This is a genomic window from Trueperaceae bacterium, from assembly GCA_036381595.1.
Taxonomy (GTDB): Bacteria; Deinococcota; Deinococci; order Deinococcales; family Trueperaceae; genus DASVCN01.
Genome location: DASVCN010000040.1, coordinates 65,636 through 85,784 on the forward strand (window position 1 = coordinate 65,636; position 20,149 = coordinate 85,784).

The following is a 20,149-nucleotide window of genomic DNA, read 5'->3' on the forward strand; positions in this document are numbered from 1 at the left end:
CGCAAAGCGGCACTTCGATTGACGATGAATTCACGTCGCCCGCTGCCGCTCCAGATTATCGTCTACTGGAAGGTTGGCGGATCGGGGGCGAGCTTCGCAGGTGGTGATGAGATGCTGAGCGAAGGTCATGAAAGTCCGCCGGCCTCAGGCGGATCGAAACTACCCGCTTCATTGCGGGTCCTAGTCGGCAAAGGGTTGCTTGACCGGCTCATCGTCTCGGTTGCGGCGGCGGGCGCAGCTTCCTTTTTGGCGATACTCTTCGCTTTCGGGCAGCCCGAGTGGCCGCTGCTTCCCTGGCTCGGCTTCACGGCCGCCTGCGCCGTGATGGTGAGCTTCCCCTACCGGGTGGACCGGCCGGGAGAGTCGTACTTCATGGACTTCGACGAGATCCTGCTGCTGGTCTCGTTCCTCTTCCTCGAACCAGCGCCCATCGTCGCGTTCCTCTCGCTCGGTTTCTTCGTCGGCGCTGTCGTACGGGGCATCTCTGCCCGGCGTGTGCTGTTCAACACCGGGGCTCGGGCGCTGGCGGCGAGCCTGGCAGTGGTCTCGGTGGAAATCCTGCCGGTGAACGGCTCGCAACCCGAGAGCTACATCATCGGTGGCCTGCTGGCGGCCCTCATCTACAGCTTCACCAACCAGTCTCTGGTATCGATGGCCCTGGCGATCCTCAACCGGACCTCCTTCACGCATGAGTTCCGCTCCTCCGTCACCGACGTACTCGCTCGCACCTGGCCGATCGTCGTCAGCTACGGACTGGTCGTCGGGGTCGCTGGACGCCACGAACCGGTGGCCCTCGTGCTCGGGGCGATCCCGCTGCTGATGGTGATCGGCTTCAGCCGGATCACTCAGAAGCAGCGCGACGAGTATCTGCGCATGACCGGCCTCTACCGGGCCGCACAGGAGATGCACGAGGCGCGAACCGACGAGGACATCCTGCGGATCCTCCGTTACACCGTGAGGAAGACGCTTGGTGTAGACGGAGCGAAGCTGCGTTCGACGCCGCCCTTCGGCGAGGAGTTGGGGGCGTGGCTACCAAACCGGAACTGCTGGATAATCGTGCCCACGCCCGCCTCGGCCGATACCAGGAGACAGGACGACGCCTTCCTGCAGGCCGCCGCTTCGCTCGTGGAGTCGAGCATGGAGCGGGCGACGTTGGTGGGCGAACTGGAACGCCAGTCGCTGCGCGACCCGCTCACCAACGCCTACAACCGGCGTTACTTCCATCAGGTCCTCTCGGGCGCCCTGGAACAGAAGGGGGCGAAAGGCTGCCTCGCGCTGCTGGATATCGATCACTTCAAGGTCATCAACGACACTTACGGGCACGAGGTGGGGGACGAAGCGCTCAGGACGCTCGTCGAGATCGCCGAGGAGACGTTTGGAACGCTGGGTGTGCTCTGCCGCCTGGGCGGTGACGAGTTCGCCCTGATACTGCCGAACGTCAGCGTCTCCGCCGCGATCGAGGGCCTCGAAGGACTGAGGGAGCGACTGGCGCGGAGCGCTCCGGGCGACCCCGGCCGGCGTCCCGAGGGCTTCCACGCCAGCGGCGGACTCGCCCCCTATCCCGAGTGCGGGCGCGATCCGATGTCGTTGCTGCGGTCCGCCGACCGTGCTCTCTACCGCGCCAAGCGGGAGGGCCGTGACAGGGTAGTGGTCGTGGAGGAAACGGTCGAGGAGTGACCGCGAGCGGCGTTGCCTGAGAAGCGGGCTTTCAGGCGAGGATGAACAACGTTATGAAGTAGTAGGTGGCCGGGATCGCGAAGAGGTGGCTGTCGATCCTGTCGAGGACGCCGCCCTGACCGGGCAGGAACACTCCGGCATCCTTCACCCCCACCCAGCGCTTCATCAGGCTCTCGAAGAGGTCCCCCAGCTGTGCCGCCGAGGCGACGAGGATGCTGAACAGCAGAGCGTCGTAGAGATCCACCCGCAGGTTGAACCAGTTCTCCAGCAGGAACAGGCTACCGGTGACGACGACGATGGCGAGAAGTACGCCCCCTACCGCCCCCTCCAGGGTCTTCTTGGGGCTTATCAGCGGTGCCAGCTCGTGACGGCCGAAGAGCGAGCCCACCACGTAACCGCCTACGTCGGCGGCGACCACGGCCAGGATCGGCAGCATCAGGTACCAGATGCCGAGCGCTCCATCGGGGGTATAGCGGAGGGTGATGATGTAGCTGAAGAGCCAGGGGATGTAGAGGTAGCCGAAGAGGGTGAACACCGCCGTGTAGAGCGAGTTGCGATTCGGCTTCACCACCTCGAGGGTGATCAGGTAGAGGGCGAAGACGCCCAGCAGCGCTTCGCGCCAGGAGATGCTGGGATGGAGCACGACCATGCCGGGGTATCCGGGGGGCAGGGCCGCAGGCAGGGTGAGGAGCGTAGCTACCCAGAGGGAGCGGCGACGGATGGGGATCCCCCGCAGGTTCATCATCACGCTGAACTCCTGCACCGCGACCAGGCAGAGGCCAAGGTAGATAGGCGCCAGGAGCGGCAGGCCCACCCAGGAGACCAGGATGGCGGCCAGGAACGCCAGGAACGATGAGAGGATGCGTGCGACGGGCATCTGGACCAGGCGTCCGCGCCCTCCCGATCTGGGCCTGCTCGGCCGCTCGTTGCGGCGCGCCTCCCCGCCGCCTCGGAGAGGGAGCGTGATCGGGAGGGCGGTCAGACCGCCAGGATGTCCTCTTCTTTCGACTTCACCCGGACGTCGATCTTCGCGATGAAATCGTCGGTTATCTGCTGGACGCCGTTCTCGCCGGTGCGGAGCTCGTCGTCGGTCAGCAGGTTCTCCTTGCGCATCTCCTTGAGTTCGTCGTTCGCGTCGCGCCTGATGTTGCGGATCGCCACCCGGGCCTCCTCGGCCATGGTCTTGATCGTCTTCACCAGGTCGCGGCGTCGCTCATCGTTCAGAGGCGGAACGGAGATGAATATCTGGTCCCCCTTGTTGCCGGGGTTGAACCCGAGGTCGCTCTCGCGGATCGCCTTCTCGATGTCACCCACCACGTTCTTGTCGAACGGGACGATGAGGAGGGTGCGGGGATCGGGGCTGGAGATCGTCGCCAGCTGGTTGAGGGGGGTACTGGAACCGTAGTAATCGACGGTCACGCGGTTGAGGACGGCCGGATTGGCGCGCCCGGTGCGGACGGCTGCGATGTTGTGCTCGAACGCATCGAGCGACTTCTGCATCCGCTCCCGCGTCTCCTTCAGGACGGTGTTCATGCTTACCTCCGCGCGTGCCTGGCCCTACAGGTGGACCACCGCTTCGATCATCCCAGTCTAACGCCCGAAAAGTGACCTGGAGCGGAGGCGTCGTGCTGCTGCCGCCGGCCCCTCGAGCGCGGCCGTCCTGCTGCTCCCGGTCGGTAAACGGACCAGGGCCTCCTGCTGCTCTCGATCGGTTGAACAGGGCGTCCCGCTGCTGCCGGTCGGTTCCGCTCTCGACTCAGCCGGAGCCGTCGGCCACCGTGGCGGGGGAGCCGGACGAGATGAGAGTCCCTACGTGTTCTCCTGCCAGGAGTCGCTCGAGGTTCCCCTCGGAGAAGATGTCGAACACCCTTATCGGCATGTCACGTCCCATGCAGAGGCTAATGGCAGTGGCGTCCATCACCTTGAGCCCCTGGTTCAGCACCTCCAGGTAGCTCAGCCGCTCGAACTTGCGGGCCTCGGGGTTCTGGTTGGGATCGTCGTCGTACACCCCGTCGACGTTGTTCTTGGCCATCAGCACCATGTCGGCGTCGATCTCGAGCGCGCGCAGAGCGGCCGCCGTGTCGGTGGTGAAGAACGGGTTGCCGGTGCCGCCGCCGAAGATGACGACCCGGCCCTTCTCCAGGTGCCTGAGCGCGCGCCGGCGGATGTACGGTTCGGCGACCTCCTGCATGGCGATCGCCGACTGCACGCGGGTCTCGATCCCCTTCTGCTCGAGCGCGTCCTGCAGGGCCATCGCGTTCATGACCGTGGCCAGCATGCCCACGTAGTCGGCTGTGGCCGGGTCCATGTTGGAACCGTGCTGCGCTCCACGCCAGAAGTTACCGGCCCCGACGACTACCGCTAGTTGAACGCCGCGACCTTGGGCCGCGGCGATCTCCTGCGCCAGTGAACGGGTTGCTTCGGCCGAGACACCGAATCCCCCCGGTCCGGCGAGGAACTCGCCGGACAGCTTGAGCAGGACTCGTTGCATGCTTACTCGCCGATCGCGATCCGGGCGAAGCTGCCTATCTGGATGTTCTCGCCGATAGTAGCGATGGCCTCGTGGAGCAACTGTTCGACCGTCCGCTTGTCATCCTTGATGTACGGCTGCTCGAGCAGGCAGATCTCGGCGTAGAACTTGTTGAGACGCCCCTCCACCATCTTCTCGATGACGTTCTCGGGCTTGCCCGAAGCACGCGCTTCGCTGGCGAGCGCCTCCCGCTCGGCCGCTACGACCTCTTCGGGCACCTGATCGCGGGAGACGTAGGTGGGGTTGTTCATGGCGACGTGGATCGCCAGGTTCTTCGCCAGGTCCTGGAACTGTTCGTTGCGCGCGACGAAGTCGGTCTCGCAGTTCAGTTCCACGAGAGTGGCGATCTTGCCGTTGTGGTGGACGTAGGAGCCTACGAAGCCTTCCGAAGCGGCGCGGTCTGCCTTCTTGGCGGCCTTCGCGATACCGCGCTCCCGCAGCAGCTGGGCGGCCTTCTCCAGGTCGCCGTCGGTTTCCACGAGAGCGCCCTTGACGTCCATCATGCCGGCGCCGGTCATCGACCGGAGCTGCTTGATGCTCTCCATGCTTACAGCCATCTGCTCTTTCCCTTTCCTTCTGCCCAGATAAAGTTGCTCAGAACTCAGGCGGTCTTCCCGGCTGCTTCCTCGGCAGCAACTTCCTTCGACTCCCCGCTGTCCTCGGCCTCGGTCGAAGTCTCCTCGGCCTTGGGGGTATTGGCGGTCGGGTCGTATTCGGCGTTGGGCTCAGTAGCGCCGGCGGTCTGGCGAGCCGCTTCCGGCTGGCCGACCTTGCCGCTCTCCTCGCCCTCGCTGCCACCCTCTTCCTCGGCTCTTTCGGCGGCTGTCCTGATAGCCCGCTCCGGTGCCGACTCGGGGGTCGGCAGGGTCTCGCGCTGCTCATCCCCGGCGACCGTCGGCTGCTGCTCGGTCTCTACCGCCACATCGGCCCCGCCTCGCACCTCGACGATGACGTCGGAGAGTCGGGCGGTGACGAGCTGGATCGAACGGATGGCGTCGTCGTTCCCGGGGATGATGAAGTCGAGCGTGTCCGGATCGCTGTCGGTGTCTGCCAGGGCAACGGTGGGGATGCCGAGCTTGTTCGCTTCCTTCACGGCGATCGCTTCCTTCGTCGGGTCGATCACGAAGAGGGCGTCGGGCAACCGGCCCAGGTCGCGGATCCCACCCAGATAGCGCTGCAGCCTCTGCAGCTCCTTGCCCAGGTCGATCTGCTCCTTCTTGCTGTAGCGCAGGATCGACTCGTCCTCGAACATCGCCTCGAGCTCCTTGAGACGCTCGACCCGGGCTCGCATGGTGCGGAAGTTCGTGAGCAGACCGCCCAGCCAGCGCTCGTTGATGTAGGGCATGCCGCAGCGCTTCGCCTCGGCCGCCAGGATCTCCTTGGCTTGCTTCTTGGTGCCTACGAAGAGGATGGTGCCACCGCGGCTGGCGACGTCGCGGAGGAAGTCGAACGACTTCTCGCTCTCGACCAGCGTCTTCTGTAGGTCGATGATGAAGATGCCGTTGCGCTCCGCGAAGATGTAGCGCTTCATCTTCGGGTTCCAGTGCTTCGTCTCGTGGCCGAAGTGGACTCCGGCTTCCAGAAGCTGCTTCATTCCCAGGTAAGACATCTCTTCCTCCATGGCGGGACGTTGAGTGATGGATGTGCGAAGTTCCGCCTTCGCTGCGTCCTGCCGGCCGACCAGACATCCCGCTGCTGGCGCGGCCCAAACCTCCCGATGATAGCAGATGAGGCGAAGTGTGAGGCGACCGGCCGCTACTCGAGTCGGCCGGCGCGGGTGCTTGCGATACGCCGCCCCGCGAAGCGATCGTCGAGCAGCCGCGTGCGTCCGAACGAGAGGCGGCCATCCTCCGATGACCGCCTCACTCGACTCATGGCCGTTCGCGGGCCTCTGCTAATTCAGCCCGGCCAGCGCCTCCTGTGCTCCCTGGTGCTGCGGGTCCAGTTCGAGAGCGTGCTGGTACGCCTCCTGGGCCGCTTGAGCGTCGCCCTGCTCGCCGCGGGCCTGATAGATCTCTCCCAGGTAGAAGTAGGCGTCGGCGGTCACCGGTTCCAGCAGCGCGCCCTGCTGGGCTCGCCTCACGGCCTCGTCGAAGCGGCCTTGCTGAGCGTAAGCGCGGGCCAGATAGGTGTACAACGGCGGGTTGAAGATCGCGCCAGGCAGTTCGACCGCCTGCTCGAAGTAGGGGATGGAGCGCTCCACGTTGCCGCACTCGAAGAGCGCGATCGCCAGCTGAGAAACCGCCGAGAGCGAATCAGGCTCGAGGGCGGCGGCTTGGGCCAGCTCGTACTCGGCGTCCTCGCAGCTGCCCATCCGGTAGTGGATGTTGCCCAGGTTGTTGTGGGCAGAGGAGCTGGTGGGGTCGAGCACCACCGCGCGCCGGAAGGCGTTGAGGGCCTGCTCGAGGTTGCCAAGGTCACGGTAGGTCTTGCCCAGGTTGACCAGCACCACCGAGCGTTCCTCGTCGGTCATCGCCGAGCCTTCGGCGCGCGAGAACTCGACCGCCGCTTCGAGCGCGGTCTGGGCCGCCTGGAGGCTACCCATCTGGAAGAGAACGACGCCCTTGGCGTTCTGCACGCGTGCATTACGGGGGTCCTGCTCCTCGGCTATCTCGAGGGTGCGCAACGCCTCGTTGAGCCGGTTCGGGAAGCGTTCCGGATCGCTGAGGTACTGGTCCTGGTAGGCGAGCGCCAACTGCACGTACGCCTCGGAGTTGTCCGCATCGACCTCTATCGCCTTCTGGAACGATTCGATGGCGAGCGGATAGTTGTTTCGGCAAGCGAGGGCGCGACCGTTGCCGATGAGCGCCTCGGCGTTCTCCGGTTCGATCTCGAGCGCCTGCTTGAAGTAGTACTGAGCCAACTCGCAGTCGCCGCTCAACAGGAAGAGCGTTCCGTCCCTGACGAACTCCTCGACACTGGTACCCTCCTCCTGGGCCAGTGCGGAGGTCGACAGGCCGGCGGAGAAGATAACGCCTAGCACGACGATGAGTAGGAGTGGGAGAGTCCTTCTGGTCAACAAGATGTCCTCCGGTCCTCGACGGGGTGCACCCGAATCGGTGTTGGGAACGCCGACAGTCCTCGAGTGCGCGGGATGCATTGCTCCGTTCGTCATCATTACTAGGGAGCGTGAGAGGCCAATGTGGCGCAACGCCTCAACCGTCGCCCTTGCCGCCCGTCCCGCCCGGCGGCAGTCACCTCCCTGTTGCCCCATCGTGTTTTCGCCGGGCAGTATAGCAACCCCCCTCCAGGCAGCCAGGAGTCCCTGCCCCGGTCGCATGGCGCCGGGCAGGCGTAGGGTAGGGGGTGGTAGCATACCGGCGCCGGCGATGCCGGTCACCTGACTGAGCACCGGAACACCATAGCGATGAGAGTGAAGAGCCTTTCCACATTCCGACTCGCGGCGATCACCCTCGCTGCCAACGTCGTCGTCATCCTCCAGGGGGCCGTGGTGCGAGCGTTGGGCGCAGGTGCGGGCTGCGGCAGCCACTGGCCCACCTGCAACGGTCAGGTCGTGCCGTTGGGGCACGGTACCGAGGCTTTCATCGAGTACAGCCACAGGCTGCTGTCGCTGTTGGTTCTGGTCCTCGGCGCCTGGCTGCTCACCAGGGCCTTCCGGGCCCGCCGCGAGCGACCCGGCCTGTTCACCTTCGCCTCGGCCGCCTTCGTGTTCCTCATCTTCGAGGCGCTGCTGGGGGCCGCGACGGTGCTTCTCGAGTACACCGGCGACAACGTCAGCCTGGCCCGAGGTCTGCTGGTTGCCGTCCACCTCGTCAACTCACTGCTGCTCATCGGCACTGTGACCGGTGCTCTCGTCTACGCCCGCAAGGAGGCCCCGGCGTGGCCCCTCCGCGTCGACAGGCAAGGGCTGCTGACCACGGTGCTGGCGGTTGGACTCGTGGGGATGCTGGTGCTCATGTTCAGCGGCGGCATAGCCGCCATGGGCAACACGATGTTCCCTTCCGACTCACTCGCCGAGGGGCTGGCAGCCGACTTCGATGCCGACTCGCACCTGCTCATCAGGTTGCGGGTCCTGCACCCGGTGATCGCGGTCACCGTCGGAATCTACCTCTTCCTCAGCCTGGGACTCAGCTGGCTCATAAAGCCGGTACCGCGCGCTCGGGCCGTCGCTCGAACACTCTTCGGCGTCTACCTGGTGCAGCTGGCGGTGGGCACCCTGAACTTCGCGATGCTCGCCCCGGTGGTACTGCAAGTGTTGCACCTCGCGCTGGCGGTGATAGCGTTCGCTCTGCTTTCGGCCCTTGCGATCTCTGCACTCGGCTACCCCGCCAGGTCCCCACTCCCCGACGCGAACGTCGCCACCCCCCTGGAGAACTACTAGATGACTACAGTTCCGCGTGCCACCTGGCGCGACTATCTGACCCTCACCAAACCGCGCGTCATCAGCCTGCTGCTGCTCACCACGGTCGGGGCGATGTTCATCGCCGCCCGTGGCTTCCCCGGCTGGCTGCCCCTGTTCGGACTGCTCGTGGGCGGCTACATGTCGGCCGGGGCGGCTGGGGTCTACAACATGATCTACGATCGCGACATCGACAAGCGGATGCGCCGCACCTCCAGGCGCCCGATGGTGACGCATGTGGTCTCCACACGGAACGCGATCCTTTTCGCCGTCGCGCTCACCCTCCTCTCGTTCGTCATCATCGCTGCTGTATCGAACGTCCTGGCCGCTCTGCTCTCCTGGGCAGGCATCGCCTTCTACGTCATCGTCTACACCATCTGGCTCAAGCGTTCGACCTGGCAGAACATCGTCATCGGCGGCGCCGCCGGCGCTATCCCGCCGCTGGTGGGCTGGGCCGCGGTCACCGGCAACCTCAGCATCCTCGCCTGGTGCCTCTTCACCCTGGTCTTCCTATGGACCCCGGTGCACTTCTGGGCGCTGGCGTTGATGATCAAGGAGGATTACAGGGCGGTAGGCGTGCCGATGGCGCCGCTCGTGATCGGCGACCGGGCGACGGTACTGCAGATGGTGATGTACGCCCTGCTGACGATGGTCCTCACCATCCTCCCCTTCCTCATGCACGAGTTCAGCATCCTCTACTTCGGCGCTGCGCTGGCCCTCAACCTGGTTCTGGTGATGCGAGTCTGGCGACTCTTCCAGGCCGTCGAGCGCGGGGAGAAGATCGACAAGGTCACGGCCCTGCCCGTCTACAAGTACTCGATGACCTATCTGGCGCTGCTCTTCCTCACGATGGCGCTCGATAGGATGTTCTTCCTCTGATCGAGAGCACCGGTTCGTGAACGACGACTCTCTGCCCGCACAAGGAGAGCGCTCCGGCGCGCGCGTTCTGCTCACGCCGAAGTGGATCGCAGGTCACCTGCTCGCCCTGGCACTGGTCCTCCTCTTCATCAACTTCGGCTTCTGGCAGTTGCGCCGGCTGGAGCAGAGGACCAAGGAGAACGACCTCGTAGAGGCGCGCATGGAGGCCGAGCCGGTGAGGCTGAGCTCGCTTCTGGAGGCTGTTGGCCCCGATACGAACGGAGTCAGGAGTGCCGACGGCGGGCTGGAGGAGCTCGCCTACCGACGTGCCTTCGTCGCAGGCACCTTCGCACCCGAGCAGGAGATACTGCTCCGCTCCCGAAGCCGCGACGGCCAGCCTGGCTGGCATCTGCTGACCCCGCTGGTCCGGTCCGACGGAAGCGCCGTGCTGGTGGACCGGGGCTGGGTGCCCAGAGCGCTGGACGAACCGCCGGTGGAGGAGGCCGCGCCACCGGCCGGGCAGGTGCGGGCCGAGGGGATCGTGCGCCTGGAGGAGGATCCGCCGGAGGGCTGGGCAGCCAGCATCTCGCCTCGCGACCCGCCGGAAGGCGAACTCGAGAGGGCCTACTACGTCGACGTCGACCGATTGGCGCCGCAGTACCCGTTCGATGTGGCGCCCGTCTACCTGCAGCTCACGGCGCTCGAGCCCCCGCATCCGGAGCGGTTGCCGCTCCTCCCGCAGCAGCCGGAGTTCAGCCGCGGCCCCCACCTCTCTTACGCGGTGCAGTGGTTCTCGTTCGCGCTCATCGGTTTAGTCGGTTACGCCATCCTGCTGAGACGGACCCTCCGCGAACCGACGCCTGGGGGTGAGTAGGGTCCGTCGACTAGGCCGGCGGCTCCAGGTGGGGTGCCAGCTTCTGCCAGAGGGCCTGCTTGGGTAGCGCTCCAACGATAGTCTCGACCGGTTCGCCGCCCCTGAAGAGGATCAGGGTCGGGATGCTCATCACCCGGTACTCTCCGGAGACCCCCGGGTTCTCGTCCACGTTCACCTTGAGAACCTTGAGCTTGCCGCTCTGTTCGCTCGCCAACTCCTCGAGGGCCGGCGCCACCATCCGGCATGGGCCGCACCATGGTGCCCAGAAATCGACCAGTACCGGCACCGGCGATGCGATCTCCTCCCGGAAAGTGGCGTCGCCACCATGCACGAGCCAGGGGAGGTTCGAGCCGCACTTGCCGCAGACCGGCACCTGACCATCGGGTGGGCGCCCCAGCCTGTTCTTCGAACCGCATCGGGTGCAGAGGACGACCGTATTCATCACATCTGAATCATCGCCTGCGCCGGCACGGGAAGGCGTGACGTGGCTAGCACGGCCGCGGCGTCTCGTCTCCTGCCCAGTCGAAATCGGTTGTTGCCTTCTCACGCCTACACCGGATACCGCCGTGTGGGAAACTGTCGTTGACTTGTTCGATAACGCCCCCAGCGAATCGAGTGCCTCTCTCAGGCTGCTCTGCGCGGCAGATATCCACCTCGGTCGGCAGCCTTCCCGTGTGCGGCCCGAGCTGCTTGGTCTCGCCTCGACACGGACTCTGTCGCCGGCCACCGCCTGGTTCCGCCTGGTCGAGATGGCGATCTCGGAGCGCGTCGAAGCAGTCGTTCTCGCTGGAGACGTAGTCGAACAGAACGACGACTTCTACGAGGCGTACGCAGATCTGAGGACCGGGGTGGAGCGACTCGCCCAAGCGGGCATTGCGGTCGTGGGAGTGGCTGGCAACCACGACCTCGACGTCCTGCCGCGGCTGGCTCGAGCGGTGCCCGGTTTCACCCTCCTGGGTGAGGGAGGCGAGTGGGAGGCACTCACGGTGGAGGGCCCTGGCGGCCTTCGCGTTCACCTCGTGGGCTGGTCTTTTCCGGCCGAAGTAGTCGCAGCTGACCCCCTTCGCGGACTCCCCGAGCGCCGGCCGGAACCGACTGTCGGAATCCTCCACTGCGACCGCGACGGTTCGGACAGCCGCTATGCGCCGGTGTCCAGCGCAGCCCTCGCCGGGGCCGAGGTCGACGCCTGGCTGCTGGGTCACGTCCACAAGCCCGACCCGATGACCGGAGACAGGCCCATCGGATACCTCGGCTCGATCACCGGTATGGATCCCGGCGAGGCGGGAGCGCGCGGCGCCTGGATGCTCACGATTTCGCCTGCAGGCCGCATCGAGATGGAGCACCACGCCTTGGCGCCGCTTCGCTGGGAGACTGTCGAGGTCCCGGTAGACGCGCTCGACCATCCCGACGAGGTTCACGTCCGGATCAGCGCGGCCATCGACGAGCTTCACGAAGAGCTCGCGCGCCTCCCCGTTCCCCCTTCCGCGGTCGGTGTGAGACTGATCCTGATCGGACGAAGCCGCCATGGTGACCGCCTGCGGCGTGCTCTGGAGGAGGTGGATCCCCGTGCCGAACTGCTACACCGCAGCTTCGGCATCAGCTACTTCGTCCACGACGTCCGCTTCAACGTCCTGCCGGCCGTCGACCTGGCGGAGCTGGCTCGCGACCGCGACCCGGTCGGACTCATGGCGGCACGTCTCCTCACGATAAGAGGTGAGAGGGATCCGGGGGAGCGCGAGGAGCTGCTCCGTGCGGCGCGTTCGCGCTTGGAGCAGGTGGGGCGACGCAAGCAGTTCCAGGCGATCGCTTCCAGCGAGCAGCTGAGCGAAGACCGGTTGGCCGAGATCATCGAAGCCGCCGCCCTGCGGGCGCTCGACCAGTTGCTCGCTCAGAAGGAGAGCCTCGGATGAGGCTCGTAGAGCTTCGCTTGATCCGTCTGCCCGGTATCTACCCCGGGTTCGACATCGACCAGTTCGGAACGGGGGTAAACGTCATCACCGGTCCGAACGCCTCCGGAAAGAGCAGCATCGTGAGGGCCGTCCGTGCTCTCCTGTATGAGAGCGAGCTTCGCGGTCAGAACGTGCACCTGGAGGGCGTCTTCGAAGACGGCGGCGAGCGCCTCGAAGCGCTGAGGCTAGGTGACGCCATCCGCTGGTCCAGGAACGGGTCATCGGCCGATGCGCCGCCGCTTCCCGACGCTCGATTCATCTCCTGTTACACGCTGCGTCTCGAAGACCTGAGCGGGGCGGCCGAAACCGACGAAGAGATCGCGAGCCGGCTGGGGCGCGAGCTATCCGGCGGCTACGACCTGCGGGCGCTGCTGGAGAGCGAGCCGTTCAGGGTACGCCCACTTCTCGGCCGTTCGGAGCAGCGGGAGCTCTCCAGGGCCGACGGAGAGTTTCGGGCGGCTCGACAGCAGCTGGCAGAACTGCATCGCCGGGAGCAAGACCTGGATAGGTTGAGGCGGCTCAAGGCATCGGCTTGGGCGGCCCATCGCAAGACGGAGCAGCTGGAGAAGGCTCTCGAACTTCTCAGTGTGAGGCGACGCCTGACCGGCAATCGGCAGTTCCTCGAAGCGCTTCCGCAAGGGCTCGACCTACTCAGGGGCGATGAACTGGAGCGGCTGGGGGCAGCCCGTGAGGCGATGATCGAACTGGAGCTCGAGAAAGAGAGTGCGATCGCCGCTCGCAAGTCCGCGGAAGCGAAACTCGAAGCGTCCGGCCTTCGGGGGTCGGAACTCGACGAGGGTGACATCCGCGAGTATCGTGCGCGGCTGCGCCGGTTGCGGGAGCTCGAGTCCGAGGCGGCACAGGCCGCCAAGGAACGAGCCAAGGCAGCGGAGGCAGTGTATCGGGCAGTGGACGAGTTACGCCCTCAGGAGCGAACCCACGGGGAGGAGCCGCCAGAGGTACGCCTCGATCCCGACACGCTCACGCGCGTCGAGCAGGGACTCACGGTCAAACGAGAGCTGGACGCGAAGCTACTCCGGCTCCGCAGCGAGCTGGCTGGACTGCCTCCCGAAGCGAGCGGCCCCGGCGTGGAGGCGTTGCGCTCGGCCCGGAACTCCCTATCGACCTGGCTTTCCGCAGACGGGCGGGCACGTTGGACCGGCAGGCGCCTACTCGGTCTCTTCCTGGCCATGCTGGCCTTCGCCGCTGCACTGGGAGCGACCATCTCGGCTGGACCGGCAGCTCTCGACCGGCTTCCAAACGACCTCGCTCACGCTGCCCCTGTGGTCGGTTATCCACTGCTGGCGTTCCTGTTCCTCCTCGGGTTCTACCTGATGTACCTGTCGACAAGCGGTGAGAAGGGGGCGAGTCGCAAGTCGTTCTCGCGCAGCGGGATCGAAGGGCCCGCGGCCTGGAACGAAGCAGCGGTTCGCGAAGCACTCGACCTGGTAACTCGGGAGCTAGCTGCCGCCGAGCAGGCGCTACTGGTCTCGCAGCGTCGGCTCGTGCTCTCGAGGGAGCTCGCGGCGACCGAGGAGCAGCTGCGCGATGAACGCACGGCACTCGCGCGCCTCGCCCGAGAGGTCGGCTTCGACCCTGAACGGCTGGACTCCTCGTTCGATCGCTGGCTGCGTCTCACCCTTCTCGTTGACACCAGTCGGAACAGGTTGAACGCTGCTACGGCCGAGATAGAGATGCTGAGAGGGGAGATCGCCCCCACACGCGAGCTCATCACCGTCTTCCTCGCCCGCCACGGTGAAGCGCCCGGACAGGAAGCGCTCGACGCCCAGGTACTCGAGGCGCGGCTCGAAGCCCTCGAGCTGCGGCTCCGGCTCCGGGATGGGGCAGAGCAGCAACTGAAGACCGCCACCGCCCAGATCACCCGCCTCGACGAGGAGTTGCGGGCGAGGCAGGCCGACGTAGGGAGGCTGTTCGAGGCGATCGGCCTGGCCGGCCTCGACGAGAGCGCTGCCGAGCTCGAGCTACGCGATCGACTAAGATGCCTATCCGCGTGGGAAGACCTGATCGAGAAGAAGCGCGAACTCGAGCTCGAAGATTCGCGTCTGACGCCGCTGGTGAAGAGCGAGGAACTCCTGACCTACGTCGTGAACGACGATGAGGAAGGTCTGCACGTCGAACTGGAGGCACGGAGAGTCGAGGCGGGACGCCATGAGGCACTCACCGAGGAGATAACGAAGATCGAGACCCTGGTGGAGTCGGCCGAGTCCGAGCGGAAGCTCGAGCGGTTGCGGGCGGATCGGCAGAGCGCCGAAGACTCCCTGCGCGTCAGGTATGAGGAAGCCCTCTTGGCAGACGCGGGAACTCTCCTGCTCGAGGGGGTCGAACAGGAGCACGTCGCGAGCAGCCGGCCGGATACCTTGCGGAGGGCAGAGGAGTGGTTCCGACTCTTCACTCGGCATCGTTACGAACTGCGCTTCGGAGGGAGTTCCGAACCTGAGTTCCGGGCGCTTGAAACTGTGTCCGGACAGGAGCGGCGCCTCGACGAGCTGTCCACCGGTACGAGGGCGCAGCTGTTGCTGGCGGTACGGGTGGCGTACGCCCTTCAGGCGGAGCAAGGCCGGCGGTCCCTGCCGTTGTTCCTCGACGAGGCCCTGACTACTGCCGACCCCGATCGCTTCCGAGCTGTTACCGACAGCCTGCGAGACCTTGCCGCTGCCGGCCGCCAGGTGTTCTACCTGACTGCCCGACCCGCTGATGCCTTTTTCTGGAGCGACGGCGACGGAAGCCCTGCCGTTCGAGCGATCGATATAGGCGTGGTGCGAGGACGTGCGGAGGCGGTAACGGAACCTGGACATCTCGAACTTCCGTCTGCCTTGCCGGTCCCGACTCCCGGAACGGCCTCAGCGGAGGAGTACGCGGTGAAGTTGGGTGTGCCGGCGGTAGATCCGCTCGCACCGGCGGCGACCCTCCACATCTTCCATCTGCTTCGCGACGACCTCCAGCTCCTCCACGACCTGCTTGAGCACAAGATCGAACGGATGGGGTCAATGCGATCGTTTCTCCGTTCCGGTGCCGCGTCGCTGCTTCTGACTAAGAACGACCAGCGGGACCTGGCGCTGCGGATCGAAGCGGCCGATGCCTGGTTCGACGGGTGGCGGCGGGGCCGAGGACGGCCGGTGGACAGGGAGGCGCTCGACAGCTCGGGAGCCGTCACGGCGATCTTCCTGGACAGAGCCGATGAGCTCGCCCGCGACCTGGAAGGCGACGCCGAACGTCTGATGGCCGCGCTGGCGGACGGAGTTCTCCGAGGCTTTCGGGAGAGCAACAAGGAGCAGTTGGCAGAGTGGCTGCTGGATCACGGCTACCTCGACGAGCGGGAGACGCTCGACCCCGCCGCCCTGCGGCAGCACGTGGCTGCCCAACTGTCGACGAGAGCAGGCCGGGTGTTAAGCGACGACGGCCTCGACCTGTTCGCGCTCGCAACGGAGATCTCGAACTGGCTCGAAGCCGGCGTGAGCAGCGGCGGACGCGGTCAAGCTGTCGACTGAAGAGAGAGTTCGTCAGGCCGGCGATCGGTCACGAGTGCTTCGACACCTAGGGACTCCTGTGCCCGTTTCTTCTGGTGCGCGTCGCGTGCCGGTTGAAGGCGATTGCAGCAGGAGCAGCGAAGCCAGCGCGAAACCGTAGCTACAGACTGCTACACGGAACTCCTTCACCATCGAACCGAGGGGGGAGCGAGATGCCGTACAAGAAGATTTCCGACCTGCCGGAGAGCGTTCGCGACAATGTGCCCAAGCATGCCCAGGAGATCTATAAGGAAGCGTTCAACAGCGCCTGGGATCAGTACGACGAGCCGGAGGAGCGACGCGGAGATGCTTCACGTGAGGAGACGGCCCACAAGGTCGCCTGGGCAGCGGTGAAACGCGAGTACGAGAAGAACGAGGACGGCCGCTGGGTAGAGAAGAAGGAGTAGCCGCATCGACAGGACGGCGAGTTGAGTCCCGTGATCGCACGGAAGGTGTTCATGCGGCACTTCGAGGAGAATGGCCTCACCAAGGCCCGCAACCTCCACCTGGTCTGAACCTCGGTCAGCTTCGGCCCCGCCGTCCCATGGGGCACGAAAAGGCCCGAGACGGCGCTGTCCCGGGCAGTTGTTTCGACTTTCCGGACGTGAGCCCGGGTCTACCCTTTCGTCCGTTCCTTGCGCCCCTCTTCGGCTTCCTCCTCCTCGTCCTCGTACTGGTGACCCTCACGGCTGAAGAACTTGTCCTCCTCGTGGATCATGTCGGAGGTCCACTGATCGTCGGGATGATCGTCGTAACCGTCGGTCGGGTCGAAATCCTGTCCCCGGTCGTACGAGCCGTGCCGATCCTTCGGGTTCTCGGGCGTGTTGTACTGCTTCTTGGGGTCCGCGTTCTTGAAGTTCGTATCGGGCATACTGCCCCCCTTCGACGACAGTTTCGGCCCCCCGATCGGCCCGGGACTGTACACCAACCCATGGTCCTCGGAGGTCCGTCGTGATGCCCGCCGGCTCCGTCCTGTACTAGTTCAGGCGGGCGCGCCGGCCGCCTCCGCCAGCGTCTTCATCAGCGAGTCGTACGGCTTGACGAACTTCTCGACGCCCTCACGCTCGAGCCTCGCGGTAACGTCGTCGATGTCGATGCCCAGGCCGGCGAGGGTCTGCATCTGTTCCTCCGCCTCTTCCATCCCCTGCTCGATCCGGTCGGCGGGCTCGCCGTGATCTCGGTACGCATCGAGCGTCTCCATCGGCATGGTGTTGACGGTGTCGGGGCCTATGAGCGGTTCGACATACATCGTGTCCGCGTAGGCTGGGTTCTTCGTGCTGGTCGATGCCCACAACACCCGCTGCGTCCTGGCGCCCTCGCCGGCCAGCCGCTCCCAGCGTTCGCCCGAGAAGATCTCCCGGTACGCCCGGTAGGCGAGCTTGGCGTTGGCGACTGCTATCTTCCCCTGGAGGGCCGCCGCTCTGGCGCCCCGCTCGCCACCTTCGGCTGCGATCTCCTGAAGCACCGGGTCGACCATCACGTCTATCCGGCTCAGGAAGAAGGAGGCCACCGATGCCACCTGTTGGATCGGCTCGCCGGCAGCGAGGCGATCCTCGAGTCCCGCGATGTATTCGAGTGCCACCTGCCGGTAGCGGTCGATGCCGAAGAGGAGGGTCACGTTGACGTTTATCCCCTCGGCTGTGAGCTTGCGGATCGCCGGCAGGCCGGCCTCGGTGCCGGGGACCTTGATGAACACGTTCGGTCGGGTGAGTTCGTGCCACAGGTGGCGCGCCTCGGCGATAGTTCCTTCGGTGTCGGACGCCAGGTGCGGATTCACCTCCAGCGAGACGAAGCCGTAACGACCGTCACTCTCGTCGTAGACGGGACGCAGCAGGTCGGCGGCCGCCTGGATGTCGGCGATCACCAACTCCTCGTAGACCTCTTCGACGCTCTGGCCCTCGCGTCTGAGCTGTTCGATGGTCTCGTCGTAGTCGTCGCTCTGGCTGATGGCCTTCTCGAAGATGGCGGGATTCGAGGTGACGCCCCGCAGGCCGTCGCGTTCGATGAGCGTCTTCAACGTACCGTCGGTGAGCATGCTGCGGCGTATCTCGTCCAGGTAGACGCTCTGCCCGAACTCCTGTAGTTTCTTCAGTCTGTTCATCTCTCGCCTCCCGAGTAGGCTTCGCTGCTCGCTTCAGGATATGCGCCCGACCGCCGTTCGGGCGTGGGGCCGCTTACCGGGCGTTGATCGTTCGTTCAGCCACCGGCCACTTCGATGCCGACCGCCATGACCGTGCCCCCTGAGTTCCGGAGTTGGACGCGCGGTAGGGGTTGGGTGGCAGGCCCGCTCACCGCCTCTCCGCCCGCAAGGGGTGAGAAGACGCTCAGGTGGCAGGGGCAGACGAGCTCGGGGGTGTCGGTGCGGTAGTTGAACCCGAAGGCGATCGCCTCGGTGTCCCTGTTGAGCGAAACGATGCACCCCTGGTGCGTGCACACGCGGCTGAAGCCGGCGAGGTGGACGCCATCCGCGCTCAGGCCGCCCGCCACCGGTTCGGGCAGTCTCATCGCTATAGCGGGCTTGCCGTGGAGGTCGAAACGGACCGCATCCCAGGTCGACTCGAAGGCTGTGAGCGGAGCCACCGCCACGGGCTCGATCGCTTCGAACCGCGGGTTTTCCGCTGCCGGTCGTTTGCCCAGCAACACGCGGCTGCCTTCGTAGAGGGCGTACCCGGCCCCAGCGACGGCCGCTACCACGGGAAGGCGCCAGAGCCACACGACGAATCTGCGTCGCTCGGGGTCGTGGGCACGCTTCTCGTCACTGCGGTCGGGCCGCTCGGTGCCAGGCCGGTCATCGGCGTCCGGCGGTTGCTCGTTCACGCTGAGCCCACGGTACCGCTTGGCGTCCGGCGGAGCGCGTGAGTCACTCCCCCGTCTGGCTCAGCGTCTCGGTCACGTACCTCACGACCGCCTCGAGTTCGGCGTCCGACAACAGGGCTCCGAAGGCGGGCATCATCCCGCGACCGAACTCGACTGCGCTGCGAACGTTGCGCTCGTCGGCCGCGCGGCCGCTGCCAGCCAGCCTCGGTCCGGCTCCGCCCTCGCCGGAGTGCCCGTGGCAACCCGCGCAGTTGCGAGCGAATACCGTCGCTCCGTCGGCCTCTCCCGGCTCCTCTGCTACCGGCGTCACCCCGGAGAGCCGGGCGCGCGCGTCCTCGATGAGTGACGGCACCCTCCCTGCCTGCTCCTCGCCTACCAGGGCGATGTGCCGCTCCCAGGCGCTTATGGCTTCCTCGTAGCGTTGAGCGCTGAAGTAGGCGTTGCCGAGGAAGAGCAGCGTCTGGGCACCGACCTCATCGCTGCGGGCGGCCCGCTCCATCAGCAGGATGGCATCCTCGGTGCGGCCGCTGAGGAACATCAGCTGTCCGGTGCGACCCAGTGCCGTCGGGTCGTTCGGGTCGTGCTGGGTGAGCACCTGGAAGTACGCCTCGACCGCACGCTGCCGCTCACCGGCCTGCCACAGCGCGTCGGCGAGCGCCAGAAGGTTCTCCTCGCTCGGGTTCTCCTGCACGCGTTCTGCCAACGGGGCGAGACGGTCGACCAGCTCGAGTCGAGCCGTTACCTGCGGGTCGGCGGCGCCACCCGGTGTCTCGAGGAACGCCTGCCACGCCTCCTTCGCCGCCTCGAACTCGCCGCGGGCGAAGTGGATCTCGCCGATGGCGTAGAGGGTGTCCAGGTCGTCCGGCGCCAGCTCCCGGGCCTCCTGGAGGTAGGCGAGGGCGGCGTCGAGGTCGCGCTGCAGGTTCAGGTAGCCGAGCCGCCGGTAGGCGAGCGGCGAGCGAGCGTTCGCCTCATCGATCGCTCTCAGGTAGGTCTCTTCTGCCCCTGCCGCGTCGCCCAGCTCCCAGTAGCCGTCGGCCAGCGCCAGGAGGTTCTCCGCGCTCGGTTCGCGTTGGGCGGCCCGGCGAAGCTCACGGAGTTGCCGTCCGGCGTCCAGGTCGCCCTCGAAGAAGGCGGTCACGCTCGCATCGCCTACCCTGGGCAGCACGTAAGCGCCGAGGCTCGTGGCGATGAGCACGGTGACGGCCAGGAGGGCAAGGGCCCCGTAAGGGGGGCGCCGGCGCTTCCTGCGAGCGGCCCGGCGTACCGGTTCCTTCGCCGCTCGTTCATCGAGCGCCCGAAGCACCTTGGCTGCCTTCGCCTCGTAGCGTGCCCTGAGCTGCTCGCGACGCTCGGCCGAGAGGTCCTCGCGCAGGTCGAGTTCCTTGATCGCTCGGAAGAGGGCCGCTTTCTCCTCCTCGAGATCGCTGGTGACCGGGTCGCGTTCGGGGGGCAAAGGGTCGGCGCCGCGAGGGAGGACCAACGGGAGCGCGACGTAGGCGAACAGGGCTATTGCCAGGAGGGCTATCAACAGGGTGGTCAGCATCGGATATCCCT

Annotated in this window: 18 protein-coding genes; 7 read left to right on the forward strand and 11 right to left on the reverse strand. The window is 66.0% G+C overall.

Annotation, left to right across the window (positions count from 1 at the left end):
* Positions 1-171: 171 nt before the first annotated feature.
* On the forward strand, positions 172-1,677 hold the full coding sequence (locus VF168_13710) for a GGDEF domain-containing protein (protein HEX7005235.1): 1,506 nt from the start codon (positions 172-174) through the stop codon (positions 1,675-1,677).
* 31 nt (positions 1,678-1,708) lie between these two features.
* Here VF168_13710 and VF168_13715 read toward each other — a convergent pair whose 3' ends face one another.
* From VF168_13715 to VF168_13740, 6 genes are all read right to left on the reverse strand, one after another.
* Complete coding sequence (locus VF168_13715; protein ID HEX7005236.1) at positions 1,709-2,554, reverse strand: phosphatidate cytidylyltransferase; 846 nt, start codon at positions 2,552-2,554, stop codon at positions 1,709-1,711.
* Positions 2,555-2,655: 101 nt separating this feature from the next.
* On the reverse strand, positions 2,656-3,210 hold the full coding sequence (gene frr, locus VF168_13720) for a ribosome recycling factor (protein ID HEX7005237.1): 555 nt from the start codon (positions 3,208-3,210) through the stop codon (positions 2,656-2,658).
* A 223-nt stretch (positions 3,211-3,433) separates the two neighbouring features.
* Positions 3,434-4,168: a UMP kinase gene (gene pyrH, locus VF168_13725; GenBank protein HEX7005238.1), complete on the reverse strand. Its 735-nt coding sequence runs from the start codon at positions 4,166-4,168 to the stop codon at positions 3,434-3,436.
* 2 nt (positions 4,169-4,170) lie between these two features.
* Complete coding sequence (tsf, locus tag VF168_13730; GenBank protein ID HEX7005239.1) at positions 4,171-4,764, reverse strand: translation elongation factor Ts; 594 nt, start codon at positions 4,762-4,764, stop codon at positions 4,171-4,173.
* 44 nt (positions 4,765-4,808) lie between these two features.
* Positions 4,809-5,816: a 30S ribosomal protein S2 gene (gene rpsB, locus VF168_13735; GenBank protein HEX7005240.1), complete on the reverse strand. Its 1,008-nt coding sequence runs from the start codon at positions 5,814-5,816 to the stop codon at positions 4,809-4,811.
* 285 nt (positions 5,817-6,101) lie between these two features.
* Positions 6,102-7,226 carry a tetratricopeptide repeat protein gene (locus VF168_13740; protein HEX7005241.1) on the reverse strand — a complete coding sequence of 375 codons (1,125 nt, stop codon included), beginning with the start codon at positions 7,224-7,226 and terminating at the stop codon, positions 6,102-6,104.
* Positions 7,227-7,574: 348 nt separating this feature from the next.
* On the opposite strand from VF168_13740, the gene VF168_13745 reads away from it, so the two are divergent.
* The 3 genes from VF168_13745 to VF168_13755 are packed head-to-tail and all read left to right on the forward strand — an operon-like array spanning position 7,575 to position 10,299.
* A complete protein-coding gene (locus tag VF168_13745; GenBank protein ID HEX7005242.1) occupies positions 7,575-8,549 on the forward strand; it encodes a COX15/CtaA family protein in 975 nt (324 codons plus the stop codon).
* The gene (locus tag VF168_13750) at positions 8,550-9,446 is read left to right on the forward strand and encodes a heme o synthase (protein ID HEX7005243.1); all 897 of its coding nucleotides are present in this window, start codon (positions 8,550-8,552) and stop codon (positions 9,444-9,446) included.
* Positions 9,447-9,462: 16 nt separating this feature from the next.
* Entirely contained in the window at positions 9,463-10,299 is an 837-nt protein-coding gene (locus VF168_13755) for an SURF1 family protein (GenBank protein HEX7005244.1), read from the forward strand.
* Positions 10,300-10,309: 10 nt separating this feature from the next.
* Here the strand turns inward: VF168_13755 and trxA are convergent, their stop codons facing one another.
* Entirely contained in the window at positions 10,310-10,630 is a 321-nt protein-coding gene (gene trxA / locus VF168_13760; protein ID HEX7005245.1) for a thioredoxin, read from the reverse strand.
* A 235-nt stretch (positions 10,631-10,865) separates the two neighbouring features.
* On the opposite strand from trxA, the gene VF168_13765 reads away from it, so the two are divergent.
* The 3 genes from VF168_13765 (at position 10,866) to chaB (ending at position 16,182) form a co-directional block, all read left to right on the forward strand.
* Positions 10,866-12,209 (forward strand): DNA repair exonuclease, encoded by a 1,344-nt coding sequence (locus VF168_13765; protein ID HEX7005246.1) that lies wholly within the window; start codon positions 10,866-10,868, stop codon positions 12,207-12,209.
* Positions 12,206-15,757: an AAA family ATPase gene (locus VF168_13770; GenBank protein HEX7005247.1), complete on the forward strand. Its 3,552-nt coding sequence runs from the start codon at positions 12,206-12,208 to the stop codon at positions 15,755-15,757. Before VF168_13765 ends, VF168_13770 begins: the two co-directional genes overlap by 4 nt.
* A 191-nt stretch (positions 15,758-15,948) precedes the next feature.
* A complete protein-coding gene (gene chaB, locus VF168_13775; GenBank protein ID HEX7005248.1) occupies positions 15,949-16,182 on the forward strand; it encodes a putative cation transport regulator ChaB in 234 nt (77 codons plus the stop codon).
* A gap of 209 nt (positions 16,183-16,391) precedes the next feature.
* Here chaB and VF168_13780 read toward each other — a convergent pair whose 3' ends face one another.
* From VF168_13780 to VF168_13795, 4 genes are all read right to left on the reverse strand, one after another.
* Positions 16,392-16,646 carry a hypothetical protein gene (locus VF168_13780; GenBank protein ID HEX7005249.1) on the reverse strand — a complete coding sequence of 85 codons (255 nt, stop codon included), beginning with the start codon at positions 16,644-16,646 and terminating at the stop codon, positions 16,392-16,394.
* Positions 16,647-16,757: 111 nt separating this feature from the next.
* Entirely contained in the window at positions 16,758-17,876 is a 1,119-nt protein-coding gene (tal, locus tag VF168_13785) for a transaldolase (protein HEX7005250.1), read from the reverse strand.
* 95 nt (positions 17,877-17,971) lie between these two features.
* Positions 17,972-18,592 (reverse strand): Rieske 2Fe-2S domain-containing protein, encoded by a 621-nt coding sequence (locus tag VF168_13790; GenBank protein HEX7005251.1) that lies wholly within the window; start codon positions 18,590-18,592, stop codon positions 17,972-17,974.
* A gap of 43 nt (positions 18,593-18,635) precedes the next feature.
* On the reverse strand, positions 18,636-20,138 hold the full coding sequence (locus VF168_13795) for a c-type cytochrome (protein ID HEX7005252.1): 1,503 nt from the start codon (positions 20,136-20,138) through the stop codon (positions 18,636-18,638).
* Positions 20,139-20,149: the final 11 nt, after the last annotated feature.

Excerpts from the sequence above, each read along its gene's own strand:
- VF168_13715 (HEX7005236.1), bottom strand. The coding sequence starts at position 2,554 with ATGCCCGTCGCACGCATCCTCTCATCGTTCCTGGCGTTCCTGGCCGCC.
- frr (HEX7005237.1), bottom strand. The coding sequence starts at position 3,210 with ATGAACACCGTCCTGAAGGAGACGCGGGAGCGGATGCAGAAGTCGCTC.
- pyrH (HEX7005238.1), bottom strand. The coding sequence starts at position 4,168 with ATGCAACGAGTCCTGCTCAAGCTGTCCGGCGAGTTCCTCGCCGGACCG.
- tsf (HEX7005239.1), bottom strand. The coding sequence starts at position 4,764 with ATGGCTGTAAGCATGGAGAGCATCAAGCAGCTCCGGTCGATGACCGGC.
- rpsB (HEX7005240.1), bottom strand. The coding sequence starts at position 5,816 with ATGTCTTACCTGGGAATGAAGCAGCTTCTGGAAGCCGGAGTCCACTTC.
- VF168_13745 (HEX7005242.1), top strand. The coding sequence starts at position 7,575 with ATGAGAGTGAAGAGCCTTTCCACATTCCGACTCGCGGCGATCACCCTC.
- VF168_13750 (HEX7005243.1), top strand. The coding sequence starts at position 8,550 with ATGACTACAGTTCCGCGTGCCACCTGGCGCGACTATCTGACCCTCACC.
- VF168_13770 (HEX7005247.1), top strand. The coding sequence starts at position 12,206 with ATGAGGCTCGTAGAGCTTCGCTTGATCCGTCTGCCCGGTATCTACCCC.
- chaB (HEX7005248.1), top strand. The coding sequence starts at position 15,949 with ATGCCGTACAAGAAGATTTCCGACCTGCCGGAGAGCGTTCGCGACAAT.
- VF168_13780 (HEX7005249.1), bottom strand. The coding sequence starts at position 16,646 with ATGCCCGATACGAACTTCAAGAACGCGGACCCCAAGAAGCAGTACAAC.
- tal (HEX7005250.1), bottom strand. The coding sequence starts at position 17,876 with ATGAACAGACTGAAGAAACTACAGGAGTTCGGGCAGAGCGTCTACCTG.
- VF168_13795 (HEX7005252.1), bottom strand. The coding sequence starts at position 20,138 with ATGCTGACCACCCTGTTGATAGCCCTCCTGGCAATAGCCCTGTTCGCC.